Origin of the sequence: Pseudodesulfovibrio aespoeensis Aspo-2, assembly GCF_000176915.2 — a bacterium.
GTDB classification, from domain to species: domain Bacteria; phylum Desulfobacterota; class Desulfovibrionia; order Desulfovibrionales; family Desulfovibrionaceae; genus Pseudodesulfovibrio; species Pseudodesulfovibrio aespoeensis.
Window position 1 is genome coordinate 1,857,628 of the sequence record NC_014844.1, and the last position, 20,375, is coordinate 1,878,002.

Annotated in this window: 16 protein-coding genes; 8 read left to right on the top strand and 8 right to left on the bottom strand. The window is 62.0% G+C overall.

The window, feature by feature from the left end; translation table 11 throughout:
* The first annotated feature begins 160 nt into the window (after positions 1-160).
* From DAES_RS08405 to DAES_RS08415, 3 genes are all read left to right on the top strand, one after another.
* Positions 161-553: a flagellar protein FlaG gene (locus DAES_RS08405; protein ID WP_013514604.1), complete on the top strand. Its 393-nt coding sequence runs from the start codon at positions 161-163 to the stop codon at positions 551-553.
* 108 nt (positions 554-661) lie between these two features.
* The gene (locus DAES_RS08410; protein WP_173358452.1) at positions 662-982 is read left to right on the top strand and encodes a hypothetical protein; all 321 of its coding nucleotides are present in this window, start codon (positions 662-664) and stop codon (positions 980-982) included.
* Between the two features lie 58 nt (positions 983-1,040).
* Positions 1,041-1,655 (top strand): FMN-dependent NADH-azoreductase, encoded by a 615-nt coding sequence (locus DAES_RS08415; protein WP_013514606.1) that lies wholly within the window; start codon positions 1,041-1,043, stop codon positions 1,653-1,655.
* Positions 1,656-1,735: 80 nt separating this feature from the next.
* On the opposite strand, the gene DAES_RS08420 is transcribed toward DAES_RS08415, so the two are convergent.
* From DAES_RS08420 to DAES_RS08430, 3 genes are all read right to left on the bottom strand, one after another.
* The gene (locus DAES_RS08420) at positions 1,736-5,326 is read right to left on the bottom strand and encodes a PEP/pyruvate-binding domain-containing protein (protein WP_013514607.1); all 3,591 of its coding nucleotides are present in this window, start codon (positions 5,324-5,326) and stop codon (positions 1,736-1,738) included.
* 236 nt (positions 5,327-5,562) lie between these two features.
* Positions 5,563-9,264: a pyruvate carboxylase gene (locus DAES_RS08425; RefSeq protein ID WP_013514608.1), complete on the bottom strand. Its 3,702-nt coding sequence runs from the start codon at positions 9,262-9,264 to the stop codon at positions 5,563-5,565.
* Between the two features lie 75 nt (positions 9,265-9,339).
* On the bottom strand, positions 9,340-10,266 hold the full coding sequence (locus DAES_RS08430; RefSeq protein WP_013514609.1) for a biotin--[acetyl-CoA-carboxylase] ligase: 927 nt from the start codon (positions 10,264-10,266) through the stop codon (positions 9,340-9,342).
* Between the two features lie 27 nt (positions 10,267-10,293).
* Between DAES_RS08430 and DAES_RS08435 the strand changes: the two genes are divergently transcribed.
* The 3 genes from DAES_RS08435 (at position 10,294) to DAES_RS08445 (ending at position 12,856) form a co-directional block, all read left to right on the top strand.
* Positions 10,294-11,406, top strand: a complete 1,113-nt coding sequence (locus tag DAES_RS08435; protein ID WP_013514610.1) for an HD domain-containing protein — start codon at positions 10,294-10,296, stop codon at positions 11,404-11,406.
* A gap of 107 nt (positions 11,407-11,513) precedes the next feature.
* Positions 11,514-12,425, top strand: a complete 912-nt coding sequence (locus tag DAES_RS08440; RefSeq protein ID WP_013514611.1) for an exopolyphosphatase — start codon at positions 11,514-11,516, stop codon at positions 12,423-12,425.
* Between the two features lie 26 nt (positions 12,426-12,451).
* On the top strand, positions 12,452-12,856 hold the full coding sequence (locus tag DAES_RS08445) for a response regulator (protein ID WP_013514612.1): 405 nt from the start codon (positions 12,452-12,454) through the stop codon (positions 12,854-12,856).
* Between the two features lie 4 nt (positions 12,857-12,860).
* On the opposite strand, the gene DAES_RS08450 is transcribed toward DAES_RS08445, so the two are convergent.
* Positions 12,861-13,658, bottom strand: a complete 798-nt coding sequence (locus DAES_RS08450; protein WP_013514613.1) for a hypothetical protein — start codon at positions 13,656-13,658, stop codon at positions 12,861-12,863.
* 127 nt (positions 13,659-13,785) lie between these two features.
* On the opposite strand from DAES_RS08450, the gene sucD reads away from it, so the two are divergent.
* Together sucD and DAES_RS08460 are read left to right on the top strand one after the other, a co-directional pair.
* On the top strand, positions 13,786-15,864 hold the full coding sequence (sucD, locus tag DAES_RS08455; protein WP_013514614.1) for a succinate--CoA ligase subunit alpha: 2,079 nt from the start codon (positions 13,786-13,788) through the stop codon (positions 15,862-15,864).
* 12 nt (positions 15,865-15,876) lie between these two features.
* Positions 15,877-16,944, top strand: coding sequence for a glycosyltransferase family 4 protein (locus tag DAES_RS08460; RefSeq protein ID WP_013514615.1), 1,068 nt, complete (start codon positions 15,877-15,879; stop codon positions 16,942-16,944).
* A gap of 23 nt (positions 16,945-16,967) precedes the next feature.
* On the opposite strand, the gene DAES_RS08465 is transcribed toward DAES_RS08460, so the two are convergent.
* The 4 genes from DAES_RS08465 to DAES_RS08480 form a co-directional block, all read right to left on the bottom strand.
* Positions 16,968-17,423 (bottom strand): metal-dependent hydrolase, encoded by a 456-nt coding sequence (locus DAES_RS08465; protein WP_013514616.1) that lies wholly within the window; start codon positions 17,421-17,423, stop codon positions 16,968-16,970.
* Positions 17,424-17,450: 27 nt separating this feature from the next.
* The gene (locus tag DAES_RS08470) at positions 17,451-18,041 is read right to left on the bottom strand and encodes a TetR/AcrR family transcriptional regulator (protein ID WP_013514617.1); all 591 of its coding nucleotides are present in this window, start codon (positions 18,039-18,041) and stop codon (positions 17,451-17,453) included.
* Positions 18,042-18,249: 208 nt separating this feature from the next.
* Positions 18,250-19,410: a SufB/SufD family protein gene (locus DAES_RS08475; protein WP_013514618.1), complete on the bottom strand. Its 1,161-nt coding sequence runs from the start codon at positions 19,408-19,410 to the stop codon at positions 18,250-18,252.
* A gap of 22 nt (positions 19,411-19,432) precedes the next feature.
* The gene (locus tag DAES_RS08480; protein ID WP_013514619.1) at positions 19,433-20,191 is read right to left on the bottom strand and encodes an ABC transporter ATP-binding protein; all 759 of its coding nucleotides are present in this window, start codon (positions 20,189-20,191) and stop codon (positions 19,433-19,435) included.
* Positions 20,192-20,375: the final 184 nt, after the last annotated feature.

Sequence of the window (20,375 nt, forward strand, 5' to 3'; positions counted from 1 at the left end):
ATATTCAAGTTTCAATTCGGCGTCAATTGATTTGCCGAAACCGCCCGGGCCGGAGCCGCCCGCACCCCGGAGTCTAAAGATTGTGTCTCAATTGCCGATAATACAGACGTGAAAGGCGAATCAGGTGGGGAGTATTCGTGTAACACCAGGGAGGGAGACCATGAATTTCTCCGAAATATCCAATGATATCAGGCAGAGTTTGCGCTCGGAGAGCGTTGCTCCGGCCCAGGCAAAGGTCCGGGCTCCTGCTCGTGACGCAGAATCCGAAACGGCTCCATTGGCTGTGAACAGGAGTGGTGAGAATGCGCTTGCCAACAGGCCGCACACGCTCTCCAAGGACGAGGCAACAGCCCTGGCCGCCGATATCGAAAAGGTTCTCGAAGCGAACAACGTCAAGTTGAAGTTCAACATTATCGAAGAGAATGACACCGTGCAGGTGGAGATCGTGAACAACGAAGGGAAGACCATCCGCAAGATTCCCAGCGACGACATGATCAAGCTCTCCAAGTCGCTCGAAAGCCTCGACCGCGGATTCATCGACGCGCGATCCTGACCGACCGCGCAACGCTGATCGCCGATGCCCCCGTCTCCCGACGGGCGGGGGCGTTTTTGCGTTCTCCCCTCCCCCTTGCCAGGCGTTCATTCGTGGTGCATATTGTCCATGAGACTCACACCCACCACGGAGGCAGCCATGTCCGGCATGAGCATATCGACAGAATCCGTATCCGCGCTGACCGAAAACCTGATGCGCGGGGCTGAAACCGTCTCGGATACCACCAGCACCATCTTCTCGTCGGTGAACCGGGGCGGCGTGGATTCCATGGAACAGACCGTGGCCGGTGCCGAGGTGGCGTCGAGAACCAGCGAGTTCTTCGGCTCCGGGACAGACTTCAGCTCCACCGGCACCGACTACGACACCCAGCAGGCGGTCAACAACACCGTCATGAGCGGCAACGGTTCCATCGCCGACATCGTCGTCTAGCCCTGCCGGGCGCACCGACGCCTTTCCTTTCGCATTCACCCCCAGCCAGGAGATCCCCATGACCAAAATCATGTTCATCAAGGCGTCGCCCCGCGGCCAGCGCTCCCATTCCATCGCCGTGGCCGAGCGGTTCATCGCGGCCTGCCGGGCCGCCGACCCCAAGGCAGTTATTCTGGAGCGCGACCTCTTTGCCATGGACCTTCCCACCCTTGACGGGCCGACCCTGGCTGGCAAGTACAACATCATGCATGGCCGCCCCTTTTCCGAGGCCGACAGGAAGGCGTGGAGCGCGGTGGAAGCGGTGATCACGGACTTCAAGAGCGCAGACAAGTATGTCTTCGCCATTCCCATGTGGAACTTCTCCCTGCCCTACCGGCTCAAGCACTACATGGACATCGTGGCCCAGCCCACCTACACCTTCGAATCCACGGACCAGGGCTACAAGGGACTGGTCAAGGCCAGGGCGTTCATCGCCTATGCCCGCGGCGGCGACTACCCCGATGGCTCGCCCTACAACTTTCAGCAGGACTACATGGCCTTCTATCTCGGCTTCATCGGCATCACCGACGTGCAGAGCGTGGCCGTGCAACCCACCCTGGCTGGCGACGGCCCGCGCGACGCCTCCAAGGCCACGGCCATTGAAAAGGCCCTGGAGATCGCCAGAACCTTCTGACCTCTGCCCGAAACGACGCGAAAAGGCCCCGCCATGTCTCACATGGGGGGCCTTTGTTGATTCAGGGTGAGCGGGCCGGACTACCAGGACTTGGCGCGCTGCGCCTCAAGCGCCTGCTCCTGCTCCTCGAAGGTGGCAAAACCGGCATGGTGCATGGCATCCTCCACGGTGTTGTGCCACTCCCAGCTGGCGTAGATGACCGGCTTGTGGAACATGCTGCGGAACTGCTGCATTTCCTGGCGGTAGAACTCCTCCTTGGGCGTCTCCATGTGCTCGCGAAGCTGCTCGCTGAAGCGGTCCAGCTCGCCTTCGTACCACTCCATGAAGTCCTCAGGGGACTTGTATTTCTTGAGAATATGCCCGTAGCTGTTGGTTTCCAGCAGCTCGCACAAGCGCTTCATGTGCTGCTTCTTGAGCCAGCCACCCAGGTCGCTGGGCCTGATGTTCTCGGCCTCCACGGCGGCCATGTCGAACTTGGTCTGCTGGTAGGTGTCGGGCACCACCGAGGCGGACACGATGCCGGCAATGGCCACCAGCCCGCGCAGGATGAGGCTGTTACTGACGCCCTGGCCGCAGAAGCCGACCTTCTTGCCCGCCTTCTGTCCGGCGAAGATGGCCGAGAGAATGGCCCAGACCACCGCCGGGTCCTCTTCGTCGTAGATGTGCTGGAGGCTCGCGTTGTCGCGGTCCGTGGCCAGCACCATCTGGGTCATGTCGTTGGAACCGATGGAGAAGCCGTCCACCTCCTGGAGGAACTCCTTGCACAAAATGGCGTTGCTCGGAATCTCGGCCATGAGGATGACCTTGAGGTTGTCCCGGCCCGATTCCAGGTTGTGGACCTGCTTGAGGTAGCGCTTCATGCTCCGGGCCTCTTCCAGGGTGCGCACAAACGGGAACATGATGCTCAGGTTCTTGCCGCCGTAAATGCCCCGGGCCAGCTTGAAGGCCTCGAGCTCCCAGTCGTGGATGTTGCGCGACACGCCCCGGTAGCCGATCATGGGGTTGTCTTCGTGGGCCTCAAAAAGCAGACCGCCCAGCAGGTTCCGGTACTCGTTGGACTTGAAGTCCGTGGTCCGGTAGACGATGTTGCTGCCGTAGAAGGCCATGGCAAAGAGGGCCAGCCCCTGGGCCAGGGTCTGGATGTAGTTCTCCTTGCCCGAGGTGTAGCCGCGCGCCTCCAGAAGATGCCGGATGCGGTCGGGCAGCGTGGCCACCTCGTCCATCTCGGACTTCAGGCCCATCTTGAGGGCCACTTCCTCGCGCAGGGCGGTCACCTGATCGAGATAGGCCACTATCTCCGGGTTGTTCTTGAGCCGCTTGACGTAATCGGCCACGATCTGCTCGTGTTCCTGCCGGACCTTCCACGCCTCGCTGCGCGGCTCGGGCATGGATTCGAGCACGTCGTGGTGGCCGAGGATGACGGCCACGTGCGCCTCAAGGTCGATGGAGGTCTTGAGCACGTCCAGTCGATCGGTGGCAAAGGAAAGGTGCTCGTCGAGCTTGTGGTCCATCTCGCGCAGCTTGCGGTGCATGGCCAGCACCTGATCGGTGCTGCGCGATCCTTCCTGCTCGGCCAGGGAATCCATCTGGCCCGACAGACCGGTGATCAGGCCGACGTATTCGCGCAGCTTGAGCGGCATCCGGATCAGGCCGTCCGCCAGCTGCTCCTTCATGACCTTGGTCAGGCGGTTGTCCATCTGCTGGATCTTTTCCTCCACCAGATCATTGAGGGTGTCCTTGTCATAGGCCTCAAGGGCCATGGGATGGACGCCGATGTTGCCGAGCATGAACTCAGCGCGCAACAGGCCTATCTCAAAATCGGGCACGGTGCGCAGCCGGGAGAGGAACAGGGCCTGCCCCACGTCGGCCAGGATGAGGCCAACCTTGGTCTTGGTGGCGGGCAGTTCGGCGAGGTCGATCTCGCCGCCCACCTGCACCAGAGGCAGTTCGCCGCGATAGACCTTGCCGCGCGAACCGTCCACGGTGATCTGCTGGCCGTCGAGGGCGCGCAGGGCTTCGAGACGCTGGATGCCGATGATGGCCGGGATGCCCAGCTCGCGCGAGGTGATGGCCGCATGGCTGGTGTCGCCGCCCACGTCGGCCAGGATGGCCGAGGCGATGCGCATGCCCGGCACCATGTCCGGATCGGTGCGCTCGGCGGCCAGGATGTCGCCCTTGTTGATCTTGTTCAGCTCCAGTGCGGAGCGCAGGTACTTGACCGTGCCCTGCCCGGCTCCGCGCGAGGCGCCGTTGCCTTCGAGGATGACCTCGGCGGATTCGATGGCCTTCTTGTCCACTTCGAGACGGCGCATGAAGATGGTGTCAGGATGGAGCTCGAAATCCTCGTTCCAGCGGGTTTCTGGCCGCGCCTGGACGAACCAGAGCCGGTCAGTCTTGTCGATGCAGAACTCGGTGTCCATGATCATGTGGCCGTAAGCATTGGAAATGGCGCGCACGCCCTGGGCCACCATCTCGGCCTGGGCAATGGAGAGCGCCCAGCGGGAGACCTCGTTGTCAGGCACCTTCACCACATGGGTGCCGCTGCCGTCCTCTTTGTAGACGATCTTCTTTTCCTTGCAGCCCATGTAGCGAATGACGACCTCGCGGCCCCCGTCGCGCTGGAACACGTAGAACTTGTCTGGGGTGACCATGCCGCCCACCACCGCCTCGCCCAGGCCGTAGCTGGCGTCGATGGACACCAGGTCGTTGCGGTCGGTGCCGCGACAGCCGGTGGCCGTGTCCGCGCTGAAGGCGGTGCCGGAGATGACCGGGTTGATCATGCGCATGATACACACGGAAAGGGAGGTGTGCTCAATGGCCCACTCCCGCTTGGCGGTCTCGGCAATGGTGTTGTCGCCGGTCTCCTCGGCCTTGGTGATGGCGTCGAGGATCGCCTCGCGGCGGTAGGTCATGGAGCGCAGGTTGTAGGCCGAACCGCAGTCCCACTGATAGGCTTCGAGGCACTCGTCGGCCCCGATGATGTTGAGATAGGTGTCCTGAAGTCCGGCAAAGGCCTTCTTGCGGCTGTCCTCGCCCGCTGCGGACGAGCGCACGGCCACGGGAACGTCGTCCATGCCCGCGTCCTTGCAGATGGACAGGTATGCGCCCTTGACCTCATTGCCGACGATTTCGGGTATGTCCACAGAGAGGATGGCCGACTGGACAAGGACCGACCGTTTCCTGAGCTGGTCGATGCCCTCCGGCGAGGTGGCAAACCCTTCGACCACGTTGTTGATGAACGTGCGCAGCCTGATGGGCGTGCCCGACTGCTTGGCCGACTGCTCGCGGATCTTGCGGCCTACGTGGCGGACGAACTTCTGCAGGAATTCCGAGTCCTGGTTCGCCTCGTCGGAGCGCCAGTCCACCTGGTTGTACTCCTTGTCCACAGTGGCCCGGACAACGGCGGCGTTGACCTTGGTGTCGTCGAGAACGGTATGAAATGCATGTGAGGAAATGGCCCTGAATTCGGGCGCCCTGATGCCCTGGACCTGACTGATTATGGCGGTGTTGTAGTTCTTGCCGCCGACAATAAGTTCAGCTTCTTCGCCTATCAGAGTGATATCGGCGCCGTTGAGAACCAACTTCTCTTTGAGACTCTCAGTTTTTGCCCCTGCGGCGACGGCTTTGCTTTCTTCAGCCTTCTGAGCGGGCTTTTTCTGGGTCTTGGCCATTTCTTCCTCCTGGAAATACCGTGCGGTCCGAAGCGGAATCCCAATCCCCTCCGGTCCGAGGCCCACGGCTCCCTGCTAATAATTAGTGAACAATCAAAGAGCAATCCCAATTCTTCTCTGGTCTACCCGTTTACAGGGTAATCCCACTCCCCGTCAATGATACACCGGGAAAAAACGCGCCGCATCGCTCGCGCGGAGGCATGAAAAATCCCCCTGCCGAAAACAGGGGGATTTCCCTACATCTTCTGACCGCAATGGGGGCAGAAGTTGCACTCCTCGCTTGGCACCTCGAACTTGCAGGTGGGGCACACACCTGCCGAGGCACCGAGCACCACGAGCAGTTCGCCCTCCACCACCGGGACCATCTTCCGATCCTCGGTGTAGTTGGCGGACTTGATGACCCGCCGGACCACGCCGTCGATGGGGGCGAGAATCGACTTCTCCTGCTTCATGATGGATATGTTGAACAGCTCCTCGCCCACCTTGACCCTGTCGCCGGGCCGCACATGGGTGACCCAGAGGTCGCCGTTGCTGGGCGAGCCTACATGGAAGATGTTGGAGGGGTCGGCCATCTCGGTCCTGTCCTTGCCGCCCACTTCCGGCTCGCTCACGCGCACCTGATGGCTCATGATCTCCGAATCGAGCACGTAGCGGACCACGGCCATGCCGTTCTCATCGGGCTCGGAGATGTCGAGGATGCGCATGATGTGGGGTTTGCGGCAGTTGCCCTGGAAGTTGAGCACCACGCCCTTCTCCAACCCCTCGAACCAGACATCGACCGGCAGGTTATTGATATTGCCGAACTTCTCGCAGAACTCGATGGTGTTGATGGCGTCACCGGGGTGGTTCAGGTACATGATGAACTCCTCCTCGGTGGGATGACGGTGCAGCCGGGCCTGCAACGCCTCGCGCTCGGCGTTCAGATCGACATCCACCAGGGTGGTCAGGGGCGAAGCCTCTGTCCGTTCGGCGATGGCGGTCTCCCACCCCTTGCCAAAGGCGGACTGGTAGACCCAGTCTGCCGGGAAGCCCAGCGGCAGCTTGCCGAACTTGCCGAGCAGCAGGTTGCGGAAGGCGTCATTGGAGTCGCGGTAGAGATCAAGCCTCGCGTCACGCTCAAGATCGGTCAGGTCCGCCTCGTTGCAAAGGTTGACGATGTCGAGGACATTGAGCAGCCGGCGCACCTCGCGCTCGCCACCGCGCTTGAAGGCCCCGGTCACGGCCAGGAACGCGGTGTTCCAGGTGATCTGCGATCCGGGGGTCACATCGTGATAACGCACCACCTTGCGGGTTCCGGCAAGGAATTTGAGCATGTAGGGCAGAAGCTTGATGTAGCCCTGCTTGAGCGCGCCCTCCTGGGACGACGAGGTGGCGCCGCCGGGCATGCCGTGACGGACCACATCGTGGTCGATGCCCTGGAAATACGGGGCCGTGTAGCGGTCGTAATAGGGCATGACCTGCTTGAGCAGGAAGTTGGTCGAGCGGATCATGTCCTTGTCGAGGTGGGTCTTGAGCCCGATCTCGTCCTCGATGTAGGCGGCGGTGGAGAGCACCTCGCCCTGGCCGTACCAGCGCACCGAGGCGCCCACGGCCACGTCCACAATATGCGCGCCCGCCTCGGCTGCCGCGCCCATGGTGGGCACGAACAGGCCGTCCGTGTAGTGACGGTGGCTGTGAATGACCAACTCCGGGTACTTGGCCCGGATGGTCCCGATCAACTCGCGCATGAACCGGGGCGGGCACACGCCCGCCATGTCCTTGAGGCCCAGGATGATCATCCGCTCGGCCTTTTTGAGGCTCACGCCCGCCACATCGGCGCACATGGCGAGGATCTCGTCGGTCACGGCCATGTACCGCTCAACGCCGAATCCCTTGGCCCACGACAGGGACAGGGCCGGCTCAAAGATGTTCTTCGAGGAGTTGAGCGCCACCTCGGCAAATGGACGCATATTTTCGATATGATTAAGGAAGTCGAAACAGCGGATGACATCGTAGTGCTCGTTGATCATCTCGCCGGTAAGCCGCATGACGTTCTTTGGCTGCGGCTTGTAGCCGAGCACGTTGGTCGAGCGGATGAGGATCTGCTTCAAGGTGGTGGGCGCGAACCTGTTCCACTCGGCCCCTTCGGAGAAGGGATAGGTCATGTTGGCGAGCATGGCCACGTGGAAGTGCGCCCCGCCGCCGTTCTCAAGGGAGAAAAAGCCGCACTTGTCCAAGGTCGGACCGACGATCCTGTCCTCGGCGAGGCGGAAGCGGTTGCCGCTGTTGGACTGGGTGATGTCGCGGGTGGTGGTGTCCGTCATGTGGACGATGCCCGCCTCGCGGTCCGTGCGCAGGGTGTCGAGGATGGCGTCCCGGTCCATGCCGCGCGTGATGCGCGGCTCGAACCAGGTGGCGACCTCGGGCGGTTCGGCCAGCTCAAAGCGGCCAACCCGCTTGTCGTCGCGGCCCCTGTATTCGCCCAGCCGCACATATTTGTTGTAGCCCATGGCCGAAATCTCGGCCACGAGGCGTGTCATGCGCAGAGAGTCGGGCTCTCTGTCTGAATAATCCATGAGTTCGGCGTAGTTGTGACGCACAAAATTGGTGTCGTAGTCTGCCTCGATGAACTTCTGATGCTCCACGATCTTGCGGTGGAACGGAACCGTGGTCTTGACCCCGCTGATCATGTACTCGCGCAGGGCGCGTTTCATGAGCGCCACGACTTTGTTCCACGAATTGCCGTAGGAGATGAGCAGCGCGGCCGCGGAATCATAGTTGGACGGAAAACGGTAGCCGTCGCCCACGCAGGAGTCGATGCGGATGCCCTGGCCGCCGGGCGACACATAGCGCGTGATCCGCCCGGAGTTGGGATCGAAGTTCTTCTGCGGATCCTCGCAGTTGATGCGGCACTGGAACGCCCACTGGTAGGGCTTGGTGCTCTCCTCGGAAAAGCGCAGGGTCGAGCCGAAGGCAATGGCGATCTGCTCCTCGACCAGGTCGATGCCGTAGCGGCATTCGGTGATGCCGTGCTCCACCTGGAGCCGGGTGTTGACCTCGATCAGGTAGGGAGTGCCGTCGGCAGCCACGAGAAATTCCACAGTGGCTAGCGAGTAATAGCCCACAGCCGAGACGAGCCGCTTGGAGTATTCCTTGAGCTGCGTGCGCAAGGCCTCGGAATATTTGGGCCAGGGCGAAGGCGTGATCTCGATGAGCTTCTGATGATTGCGCTGCACCGAGCAGTCGCGCTCGTCGAAACAGAAGACATTGCCGTAGTGGTCGGCGATGACCTGGATCTCGATGTGCCGGACAGAGGTCAGCAATTTTTCCACATACAGGCGCGGGTTGCCGAAGGACGCCTGGGCCAGGGCGGACGCCTTGGCAAAGGCGTTCTCCAGCTCCGAGTCCTTGTACACCTCGTAGATGCCGCGTCCGCCGCCGCCGCCCTCGGCCTTGAGCATGACCGGGAAGCCGATCTTCTTGGTGATCTCGCGCGCCTCGGGGATGGAGACAGCGCCGTCGGAGCCGGGCACCACAGGCACCCCCAGCTCGATGGCCAGCTTGCGCACCGCGACCTTGTTGCCGAGGATGCGCATGGGCTCCTGGCGAGGACCGATGAAGAGAAGCCCTGCCTTTTCACATTTGGCGGGGAAGGAATCGTCCTCGGCGCCGAAGCCCCAGCCGGGATGGATGGCCACGATCCCGCTGGCCTTGGCCTCCCGGATGACCCTGTCAAGATCGAGATAGGCGCGGGGATCGGAGCCGAGCATGAGCAGCTCGTTGGCACCCGACGTGGCCGGAGAGGTCTTGTCCACGTCGGTGGCGGTCATGATCGCCTTGGCGTTGAACATCTCGGTGATCGAACGGCAGATGCGCCTGGCAGGGATTCCGCGGTTGGCGACAAGAATCCGCTTTCCCTTGACCTCTTCAAGAACCTCTTCAAAGGTCTTCGGCTTCATGGAATTCACTGATCTCCTTGGACATGTGTGACCGTAAAACGTCGCATAGGCCCCGCTTCGCCTCGAAAACGGAACCTACAGGGGAAATATGGAACCGGAGTAGAGAACCACCTCTCTGCCCGCCCTCCGCAAAATGAGCCCGCCTTTTGGTGAAAGGCCAGCAATTTCAGCATGATAATCTTCGTGCTCCCCTTCGCGGACACGAATGGTCCGGCCATACCAGGCCAGACGGTTCGCCACCACTGTCAGGAATCGTGACGGCTCCACCCCGTCGAACAAGGCTGCATACACATTTCTTCCACGGTTCACAAGGGTTTCGCACAGGGCCAGCGCGCCGCCCGCATGGTGCGGAATTCCCAAAACGCCCGCCGACACAGAATGATCTTCGCGCATCAGGCCGTCCGGCGGAGACTCGACAACATTGAGGCCAACCCCCAGAACAACCAGTCCATTTCGCTCCTCGATGAGCATGCCGCCCACCTTGCGACCCGACTGGAGCAGATCGTTGGGCCACTTGAGCCGGATGTCCGCGCCCAGGGTATCGAGCACCTCGGCGCACATGTGTCCGGCGACAAGGGGCAGCAGGTCCGGGGCCGCCCCGCGCCACAAACCCTGGTCAGGCAGTCCGGGCAGGATCAGCGAGACATGGACATTGCCGGGCGATGACACCCAGGGCCGCCTGAGCTGGCCGCGTCCGCCTGTCTGGCGCACGGCCAGGACCGCGCCCCATGGGCCGAGATGTCCGGACACGGCCAGCGCCCGCGCCGCCTCCATGGTGGAGATGCACTCCCCGGCCACGACAATGGTTGTGTCCGCGACCGAAGCCTGGGCCGCCTTGAGAAACCGGCCCGCTCCATCGGCATCCACGGTCTCGTCCCATGGGCCATGGGCGGCCATGTCCACAGCCCAGGACGGATGCGCACCGGCCAACGCCTGCACCGTTGTGGGCGAGACGCTCTCCCCATGGCCTGATATCCAGGCAAGAATTCCAGGTGGCAGCATGAGTTACCTTGTGCTAGAAAGAATCAAATGAACGTCTATCTGGCTGGCGGCGCGGTCCGCGATCTTTTATTGGGCAGGCCCATCAACGACAGGGACTATCTGGTCACTGGCGCGACCAGGCAGGAATTCACGGACCGTTTTCCCAACAGCCGTGAGGTGGGCCGGACCTTCCCGGTCTTCCTGCTCGACGGCCTTGAGTTCTCCTTCCCGCGAGAGGTGGCCGTCGAGCAAGAACTACGATCACGCGACCTGACTGTCAATGCCATGCTCCTCGACGAGGACGGCGACCTCATCTGCCACCCGGACAGCCTGGACGACCTGCACTCGCGCACCCTTCGCCCGGCCTCGCGCCAGTCGTTCCTCAGCGATCCCCTGCGCGTGTTCCGGGCCGCCAGATTCTGGGCCAAGCTGCCCGACTTCACGCCCCACGACGAGCTGGTGGAAACCATGCGGCTGGTGGCGGACACAGGGCTGCTCGCCCCTCTCCCTGCCGACCGGGTGGGCCAGGAGACCATCAAGGCCCTGCAAACGGCCTCACCGGGCAATTACCTGCGCCTGCTGGGCCGGGCCGGCTGCCTTGAGCCGTGGTTCAAAGAGTTCAAGGAAAGCATGAACATTCCAGCCGGACCCCTGCCCTATCACGACACTGACGTGCTTGAGCACACCTGCCGGGTCATGGACAGCCTTGCCGGAGACGGCATGGCTGTCTGGATGGGGCTGTGCCACGACATCGGCAAGACCTCGACGCCAAAGGACATATTGCCCAGCCATCACGACCATGACCAACGCGGGGCCGACATGGCGGACACCCTGGCCCGGCGCATCCGCCTTTCCAACGCCCATGCCCTGGCCGGACGCAAGGGCGCGCAGTGGCACATGACCGCGGCGCGCTACAGAGAGCTTCGACCCGGCACCAAGGTGGACATGCTCATGGACCTGCACCTCTCGCGGGTGACCCGGCAACTCTTCAGGCTTGTCGCCGCCGATCAGGACGAGGATCACTGGCATCTGGCCGCGCTTGACCTGAGGACCGTGCTGGCGAGCCGCCTGGACGAGACGCAGCGCAATCTCGGCCCGGAGTCGGGCAGGAGGCTGCGGGAACTGCGCGCCCAGGCCCTGGCTGGTCGCAGCAGAAAATAATCCTCACATCTTGACATGCCCACTGGAAACGCAGAGCGTTTGGTGTTATTTGTTACGAACCCTACTGAAGCATCATAGGCAACAATCCGGCAAAACGGAGTTTTTTCATGAGACTTGTGACCCGATCAGACTTCGACGGTTTGGCTTGCGCCACCCTGCTCAGGCACCTCGGCATCATCGACGACTATCTCTTCGCCCACCCCAAGGATCTCCAGGACGGCAAGGTGGAGGTCTCGAAAGACGACGTGCTCGCCAACGTTCCCTATGTCCCTGGCTGCGGGCTTTGGTTCGACCACCACACCAGCGAGCGGGAGCGGCTTGGCGACATAGTCTTCGAGGGGGCGAGCCAGCCCCTGCCCAGCTGCGCGCGGGTCATTTACGATTACTACGGGGCTGACAAATTTCCCGACCACCTCATATCCATGCTCGAAGCAGTGGACAAGGTGGATTCCGCCCGCCTGAACGCCGACGAGATCGCCAACCCCACGGGCTGGATACTGCTCGGCTTCATCATGGATCCGCGCACCGGCCTGGGCCGCTACAGGGACTACCGCATCAGCAACTACCAGCTCATGCTCGACATGATCGACCACTGCCGGACCATGACCGACAAGGATATCCTGAAGCTGCCGGATGTTCGGGAAAGGGTCGCCAGATACATGGCCGACCAGCCCAGGTTCATCACCATGCTCAAGGACAACTCCACAATGCACGGCAACGCCGTGGTGCTCGACCTGCGCAGGCAGGATCCGATCCATTGCGGCAATCGGTTCATGATCTACACCCTGTTCCCGGAATGCAACGTCAGCATCCGCGTCATCTGGGGATTCAAGCGGCAGAATGTGGTCTTTGCCGTGGGCCACTCGATCCTCAACAAGACCAGCGGGACCGATGTGGGCAAGCTCATGCTCTCCCTTGGCGGCGGGGGCCACAAGACGGTCGGCACCTGTCAGGTGACCCTTGACGAGGTGCCTGAAACCCTTGGGAAGATTCTGGAAACAGTCAACGCCGACGGCTAGGCCCGCTGGCCTGGAGGTGCTTCCACATGGCTGGAAAACGATTTCTCATAGTCGATGACGACCAGCGGTTCGCCGAGCTGGTCGCCCTGACGCTATCGCGCTACGCAGATTGCGTGGTTTCCCTGGGCGGGGGCGATGCGGTGCTCCAGTTCCAGCACCATCTGCGCAAAAACGAGCCCTTTGACGCCGTGATCATGGACATAGAGATGCCCGGAATGACCGGGCACGAAGTGGTGGCCAGGATGCGCGAGACAGAAAAGAGCAACGGCATCAACCCGCTCCACGCCTTCAAGCTGATCATGCTGACCGCCCACAAGGACGTGAAGAACATCAGCAGTTCCTTTTTCCGCGGCGGGGCGGACGCTTTCATTCCCAAGGAACAGACCTCGGAAAAACTCGTCAGCGAACTGAAGAAGATCAATCTGATCTGATCCTTCACCCCCCCCGCGACGCCGTGTCCCTGGCCATGACCAGAGAAAGCATGGCCGCGCCTGCCTCCCGGCTGCGGGCGTGATGGATCGCCCGGCACATCCGGCTGATCTCACTCTTGACCTTGAAGAGCGGCGCAAGGTCCTGCACTTCCGGCAGGCCCAGCCCGTCAAAATCGACCGGAACAAAGCCAAGGTCAACGTCCAGACAGCCACCGTCGACATAAGACACGTCGCCAATGATCCGCTCGCGCTCGGCCTGTGACGGGTCCAACCCCTTGACATAGCGCAGCGCATCCGTGGGCGTCCTGTTCCGGTTCACCCGCAAAACCTCGTCATTGATCCGGGACGCGAACTCCCTGAGTCCGAGATAGCTGACCGTCATCCGTTTTCTCCCCTTTTCCCCGGCTTTTTCATAATACTTCCCATGAAGATACTCATGCACCGCCTTCTGGAAGAGGTCGTAAGCCTTGCGGACGCATCGCACGTACCGGCCCGCGCCGGTCAGGGCAAAGGGCAGGCTGCCGAACATGGGGACCGGCGCGTCGTCCGCAAAGGGGATGCAGACCGGATCCACCCCAAGTTCCAGGTAGAAATTCGAGATCAGGGGACGATCGAGGAGCAGGTGATGCAACCGGGCAGCAGCCATGGCAAACGTTTTAATTTGTTGACGCAATTCATCAGCCATGGCGTAGAAATCCGTGATCATGTCATCAAGATTCCTGCGCTCGCCAAAATAGCCCTCGGCCATTTCGGACACCACTTCCCTTTGCAGCTGGTCCGCATAATCACTGAAATCCGACATGGGAACTCCTGGCACCTTGGCCGTTTATGGGGTATATACTCCCTATTCCGCCTGCCCGCAATGCGGCACGCCCCCGGCAGCGGCTTATCCCGCCGCCGCTTCGACCTTCTAGCACGAGGACCACTGCATGTTATTGAACGAACACATGAGCAAGGCCCTGTTCAACAAAGCTGGAATCCCCGTCCCCCAAGGGCTGTCGGTGTTTCCCGGCTCCGAGGAGACAGTCGTTCCGGACTTTGCCCTGCCCTGGATTCTCAAGGCCCAGGCGCTTACGGGCGGGCGCGGCAAAGCTGGCGGCGTCCTGCGGGTGGACGACGCGCACGACTTCGCACCCACGGCCCGCAGGATATTCGGCCTGAACATCCAGGGACACAGCGTCCCGTTCATCCGCGTCGAGCCTGCGGTGATCATCGACCGGGAGTGCTACCTGTCGCTGTCCGTGTCCCGCAGCCGGGGATGCATCCTGCTGACCGTGGGCCGCGAGGGCGGGGTTGAGATCGAGTCCGGCGGCAGGGCCAACCTGCTGGTGCAGGAGATACACCTCCCGGCAGGGCTGGCGGCCAACCAGATTCGCGCGGCCTTCTTTCATCTCGGCCTGGACAAGGCCCTGTTCGGGGATTTCTCCGCCCTGCTCGCCACGTTCTTCAAGGCCATGCTCGACAACGGCCTGCTCCTGGCCGAAATCAATCCCCTGGTCCTCACTGGCGACAACCGGTTCCTGGCACTGGACGGCAAGGTGGAGGTGGACGACAACTTCGCCGAACTCAATCCGGCCATGGAAACCTACTATCAGCCCGAGCACGCCAGCCATGAAGAAAATGTGGCCCGCGCGGCCGGTCTTTCCTATGTCAAGCTCGACGGCTGGGTCGGCCTGATGGTCAACGGGGCCGGGCTGGCCATGGCCACCATGGACCTGCTCAATTTCTCGCGCCTTCCGGCCCGCAACTTTCTCGATCTCGGCGGCGCAGCCGATCACACCCGGATGCGCACGGCCCTGGAGCTGCTCTTTGGCGATGCCAGGGTCCGGGCCGTGTTCATCAACATGTACGGCGGCATCCTCTCCTGCCGCAACGTCGCCCTGGCCCTGCGCGAAGCCCTGGGCGACCGCGAGCCGGACAAGCCCATCGTGGCCCGCATGTCGGGCAACGACGCGGCTGGCGGGATCGAGGTGCTGCGGGCCATGGGCTGCGACACGGTGCATATCGCCAGCGACATGCAGGCCGCCATCCGCATCCTGGAAACCCTCAAGCCCCAGGACGCGCCGGTCATCGAATTCCCCGCGCCGCAGACCGCCCTGCCAGAGGCGCGGCCACAGCCGACCGGCCACGTTTCAACGGCCAGCCTTGGAATAGACCGCGACACCCCCATCCTGGTCCAGGGCATCACTGGCCGCGAGGGCCAGCTCCACACCCGGCTGATGCAGGCCTACGGGGCCAACGTGGTAGCCGGGGTGACCCCTTTCAAGGGGGGCCAGGAAATCCTCGGCGTGCCGGTCTACAACTCGGTTGCCCAGGCCATGCGCCATCACAAGATCGGGGCAAGCATCATCTTCGTGCCGCCGCGCATGGCCGCCGACGCCGTGCTCGAAGCCGCCTGCAACGAGATTCCCTGGACCATCTGCATCACCGAGGGCATAGCCCAGCACGAGATGCTCGCCGTGTTCGAACAGATCAAGTCGTCGCCCACGCAGGTGGTGGGGCCGAACACGCCGGGCGTCATCGTGCCCGGCCAGACCAAGATCGGCATCATGCCCACGGACCCGTTCATGCCCGGACCGGTGGCCATCCTGTCCCGAAGCGGCACCCTGACCTACGAGGTCTCGGCCCGATTGACCGCCTCGAACATCGGCCAATCGGTGTGCGTGGGCATCGGAGGCGATCCCTTCATCGGCGTTAAATATGCTGATGTGTTCGAAATGCTTCGCAATCACGAGGCAACACGGGCCGTGGTCGTGCTCGGTGAAATCGGTGGACAAGCCGAGGAGAATCTGGCTGAATACGTCGTCCGAACCGGCTTTGACAAACCAGTGGTGTCGTTCATCGCAGGCCGCACGGCCCCGCCCGGCAAACGGCTGGGACACGCGGGCGCCATCCTGGAGAAAGGCGGCGGTGTCGGACGCAAGATTGAAACCATGCGCAGGGCCGGGTTCACGGTCTGCTCAAGCCTTGAAGAAGTCGCGAATGAGACTTCCTGCATATTGAAATAACAGGATTCCCACTTGAAAATACTGCTTCTTGATCTCGGCAAGATCATGCGCGGTGGGCAACGGCAGGTGTTCTACCTGGCGCGCGCCCTTGCCCGCACCCCCGGATTCGACCCGATTGTGGCCGTGCCCGTGAAGTCGCCGCTCATTCCCCTGCTCGACGCCGAAGGGATCGCCCATCTGCTTCTGCCCTCGTTCAGCGACCTCAATCCGCTCAACATCCTGCGCCTGTTCCGGATCATTTCGGCCCACAGGCCGGACATCGTCCACACCAACGACGCCAAGGGAGCATCGCTGGCAGCCATGGCCCGCAAGGCGCTGGGCGGCTTCAAGCTGGTCCACAGCCGACGCGTCTCCTACCGTCTCAAGCGCGGCTGGAGCTGGCGCAAATACGAGGCCGGGGACGCGCTGGTGGCCGTCAGCCGCGAAATCCAGCAAGTGCTGGTGGATTGCGGCATTCCTGCGGAAAAGACCTCCACCATCCACAGCGGCATAGACGCCGAGATGTACTCCACCGGCAAAAACGACCATCCGGTGTTGACCATCGGCGCGGTCGGCGCCCTGAGCACCCAGAAGGGGTTCGAGGTGCTCATCGAGGCCCTGGCCGAACTGAAGAAACATGCGGCCATGCCCGACTGGCAGTGCCTTATCGCGGGCGACGGCCCCCTGTTTCAGGAACTCAAGGTCAAGGCCGACACGCTTGGGCTGGCCGATGTCATCCTGTTCCTGGGGTATCGGGACAGCCGCGAGGTGCTGCCGGAGATCGACGTGCTGACCGTCCCGTCCGTGGACGGCGAGGGGTCCAACGCCGTGATCAAGGAAGGTTGGGCCTCGGCCACGCCCGTGATCACGTCCGATCTCCCGTCCAACCTCGAGCTGGTGACCCACGAACACAACGGGCTGGTCTTCCGCAACCGCGACGCGCGGGAACTGGCCGAGGCCATCGTCAGGATCGTGCGCGACCCCGAGCTGGCGCAAACGCTGGTGCAAAACGGCACGGCCTCGGTCAGCCTGTTTACCGACAAAAGCATGGCCGACAAATACATGCTTCTCTACCGCTCCCTGGCCACCCCCTCCTCCTGACCGTCCTCCGCAGGGCGGGCGACCTATCGGAACTCGCCGTCCAGGAGCAGATGGGAGAAATATCCCGCGCAAAACGCGAGGTAAAAGGGCACAAATGGTTCTGCCGCCTCAATCTCGAAGATAAAGGCCGGGATGAGCAGGATGGGCAGCGGCACCAGGAGCATGGCCCACCAGGTGTGGGTCCACCCCCGATGCGAGCCCATGGCCGGAAACATGGCCAGCAGACCGAGCCAGGCAGCCCACATGTACTGTTGCTGCACGATCAGGCCGAAATCAACGCCAGCTAGGACCATGTAATAGAGTTTCTGTCCCTTGGAATCGGTATCCACATCCGGGAACAGCGCGCCGAGAAGACAAAAACCGATCAGGCCCGCCCCGATGAGCGGGTCGATGATCAGCCAGCCGAGCAGCCCGGCACCCACCAGCCCCATGATCCCGAAAAACAGCCCCCCGGCCAGATGTCCCTTGTAGCCGGGCATGCAACGCGCCACCATAACCAGCAAAGGCTAGGAATCGCTGGCCTTTTTCGCGCAGACACTCCGCAGGACGAATTCCCTGGCCTCTTCGAAAAGTCCGGTGATGTTGTAGGGGGTCAGGAACCTGTTGCGAACCGCGCCCACAATGTTCGCATAGATCATGAAGGCCGTCTGGGTCACGGGCAGGTCGAGGATCGAACCGTCATCCATGCCCCGGCGCAGGATTTCCTCCACGATGTCGATCAGCCCACGAAACTTCGCGGCGATCTTCTGGCGGTCCAGGTCTGGATTGTCGTCGCTGAACGGTGAGCACCGTATGATCGTCGGAAACGTTTTTTCATTCTCGATGGTGAAGTCGAGGTATGCCTTGACAAAGACGCCAAGGGCCTCGCAGCCGTTTTTCGTACTGGCGGTCTTGTCGCGCAGGACAATGATCATGGTGTCCACCAGTTCGATGCCGGCGGCCATGAAAAGGTTTTCCTTGCTGTCAAAATAGTGGAAAACCAGCCCGGATGCGACGCCCGCCTGTTCGGCGACCATCTTCATGGTCGTGCCAGCGTACCCGTAGCGGGCAAAGAGTTCCTGGGCCGCTCTCAGAATCTTATCCTTTTTCGAAATCAAAACACACTCCCCCTTCGTGAATCGTGATCCGGAACCGCACCATTCCGAGCCCGGACGGAAAGCCCATCCAACGCAGCCCCTTGCTTAGTACGCCAACCGCCTTTATTCAAGCGGTAATTGGAATTTAATTCGGTTCTCGCCAGGGACGGGCGACGCAAAAAAGGCGAGACCGACCGGCCTCGCCTTCACGCATTCGAACAGGCAAGGGCTACATGGCGTCGGATGCCTGCAACTCCTCGATCTGTTTGTCTATCTCGCGCTGGAGCCTGTCGGGCAAGCCCATGATGTCCGTGTTCAGGAAGCCGCGCACGATGGTGGAGGTCGCCTCGGCCTCGTCCAGGCCGCGCGCCATGAGGTATTCGATCTCGTTCTGGGCGATTTTGCCCACAGACGCCTCATGGGACAGCTCCACACCCTCGGCGGTGCCGTCCAGTTCGGGGATGGCCCAGATGCGGCCATCGCCAAGGATAAGGCCCTGACATTCCAGGTGCCCCTTGCTCGGCACGGCGTGTGCGCCGATATGGCCCCGGTTGATGATGGTGCCGCCGGCAGCGATGGTCTTGGCGATGATCTCGCACCGGGTGTTGGGCGCGTTCATGATCACGCGGTTGCCCAGATCGAGATGCGCGCCCTTGGGCGCGACCACCACGGAGTTGAAACGGGCCACGGAGTTGGCCCCGTTCATGGTGATCGAGGGATACATCTGGAGATCCTTGACCGCCTTGAGCAGTACGTAGTTGGAGAGGAAGGTGCCTCCCTCCTCGACCACACCCGCTGATCTTGGCCGTACAGCCACGCTCTCGCCCCAGTTGTGGACCATGGTGAAGGTCAGGGAGGCGTTTTTCTTGATGAAAAATTCGGAGATGCCCAGATGCGCGCCCGCCTTGGTCCCATGGGCCACCGAGCAGCCGGTGATTATATGGGCCGAGGCCCCCTCCTCGATGATCACGAGGTTGTGGACATTCTGGCCGACATTCTCGGACTTGAGCATGAGACAGGACTGGATCGGGTCCTTGATCTTTGCCCCGGCCCTGACGCGGATGAAGTAGCCGCCGTGCAGGTTGTCGTTGGCCGCCCTGGTGAACTCGTCCTTGTCCTTGTCCACCAGCGTCCAGTAATACTCCCCGAGGCCGTCGTACTTCTTCAGCGCGTCCTTGATGTCGAGTATCTCGACGCCCTCGTCGTGGGACTGGCAGTGCACCGCCGAGTGGTCCATCTGGAGGTACGAGGCCGAACGCATGGACTCGTCGGCCACCACCCCGGCCAGGAGGAGCTGGTCCTTGTCCTCCTGCGACAGGGTGTTGAGGTCGTCTATGGCCTCGCGGTTCATCCCGTCGAACTTGAATTGCGAAAGATCAACTTTGGTCATATCTGCTCTCCACAGGGAGTTGCTAGTTCATGCAGCGCACGCATTCCTGATAGCCGTGCTGGCGGATGTGGTCGAGGATGTCCCTGGGGCGGCCCTCGCAGCACAGGTGGCCCTTGTAGAGCACCTGTCCCCGGTCCGCGTTGACGTAATCGAGGATGTAGCCGGTGTGGGTGATGATCAGCCCGGCGGTCCTGGCCTTCTCCTTACGGGCCTTGAGGGTCAGGTCCGGCGTCAGGGCATAGTTGCCGTCGAGCACGTCGCGGGCCACCTTGCCCACCAGCTGCATGTTCTCCATGTCCACGCCGGATTCCGGCTCGTCGAAAAGAACCAGATCAGGCTGCTGGGCCATGAGCTGAAGCAGCTCCGAGCGCTTGATCTCGCCGCCGGAAAAGCCCGCGTTGATGTCGCGGTCCAGGAAATCCGTCATGTTGACAATATCGGCCAGCAGATCGGGGTTGACCTTGCCCTTGCGGGAACACATCTGGACAAGGTGGCGGGTGCGCAGCCCGTGGATGGTCGGCGGCCTCTGAAACGACATGCCGATGCCAAGGCGCGCCCGCTCATACATGGGCGCGCGGGTGATATCCTGGCCCTTGAACAGGATGCGGCCCCGGGTCACCTCGTAGCCTGAGAAGCCCATCAGGGCCATGAGCAGCGATGTCTTGCCCGAACCGTTGGGGCCGAACAGGATGAATGTCTCGCCCTTCCTGATTTCGAGATTGATCCCCTGCAGGACCGGCTTGTCGCCGATGTTGACATGCAAGTCTTCAATGGTCAGCATGTGTTTCCTCGCTTTGAATCGATATGCAGACAGACTCTTTACTGAAGCCGGGGGTGGAAGTCCAGTCATTCATCCCCCGATTGCGGTGCTGGAGCGGCTGCGGCGCTGTGTCCGGCTGCGGGCTGCGCCGACATGGCGGGCGCGAAAACGAACAGCAAAAAACCGGCCTCGCCCGGCGAACGGA

Bases quoted from the DNA above. Each gene is read 5' to 3' on its own strand.
- DAES_RS08405 (WP_013514604.1), top strand. From the start codon at position 161: ATGAATTTCTCCGAAATATCCAATGATATCAGGCAGAGTTTGCGCTCG.
- DAES_RS08445 (WP_013514612.1), top strand. From the start codon at position 12,452: ATGGCTGGAAAACGATTTCTCATAGTCGATGACGACCAGCGGTTCGCC.
- DAES_RS08435 (WP_013514610.1), top strand. From the start codon at position 10,294: ATGAACGTCTATCTGGCTGGCGGCGCGGTCCGCGATCTTTTATTGGGC.
- DAES_RS08430 (WP_013514609.1), bottom strand. From the start codon at position 10,266: ATGCTGCCACCTGGAATTCTTGCCTGGATATCAGGCCATGGGGAGAGC.
- DAES_RS08415 (WP_013514606.1), top strand. From the start codon at position 1,041: ATGACCAAAATCATGTTCATCAAGGCGTCGCCCCGCGGCCAGCGCTCC.
- DAES_RS08420 (WP_013514607.1), bottom strand. From the start codon at position 5,326: ATGGCCAAGACCCAGAAAAAGCCCGCTCAGAAGGCTGAAGAAAGCAAA.
- sucD (WP_013514614.1), top strand. From the start codon at position 13,786: ATGTTATTGAACGAACACATGAGCAAGGCCCTGTTCAACAAAGCTGGA.
- DAES_RS08425 (WP_013514608.1), bottom strand. From the start codon at position 9,264: ATGAAGCCGAAGACCTTTGAAGAGGTTCTTGAAGAGGTCAAGGGAAAG.
- DAES_RS08410 (WP_173358452.1), top strand. From the start codon at position 662: ATGAGACTCACACCCACCACGGAGGCAGCCATGTCCGGCATGAGCATA.
- DAES_RS08450 (WP_013514613.1), bottom strand. From the start codon at position 13,658: ATGTCGGATTTCAGTGATTATGCGGACCAGCTGCAAAGGGAAGTGGTG.
- DAES_RS08440 (WP_013514611.1), top strand. From the start codon at position 11,514: ATGAGACTTGTGACCCGATCAGACTTCGACGGTTTGGCTTGCGCCACC.
- DAES_RS08480 (WP_013514619.1), bottom strand. From the start codon at position 20,191: ATGCTGACCATTGAAGACTTGCATGTCAACATCGGCGACAAGCCGGTC.
- DAES_RS08465 (WP_013514616.1), bottom strand. From the start codon at position 17,423: ATGCCCGGCTACAAGGGACATCTGGCCGGGGGGCTGTTTTTCGGGATC.
- DAES_RS08475 (WP_013514618.1), bottom strand. From the start codon at position 19,410: ATGACCAAAGTTGATCTTTCGCAATTCAAGTTCGACGGGATGAACCGC.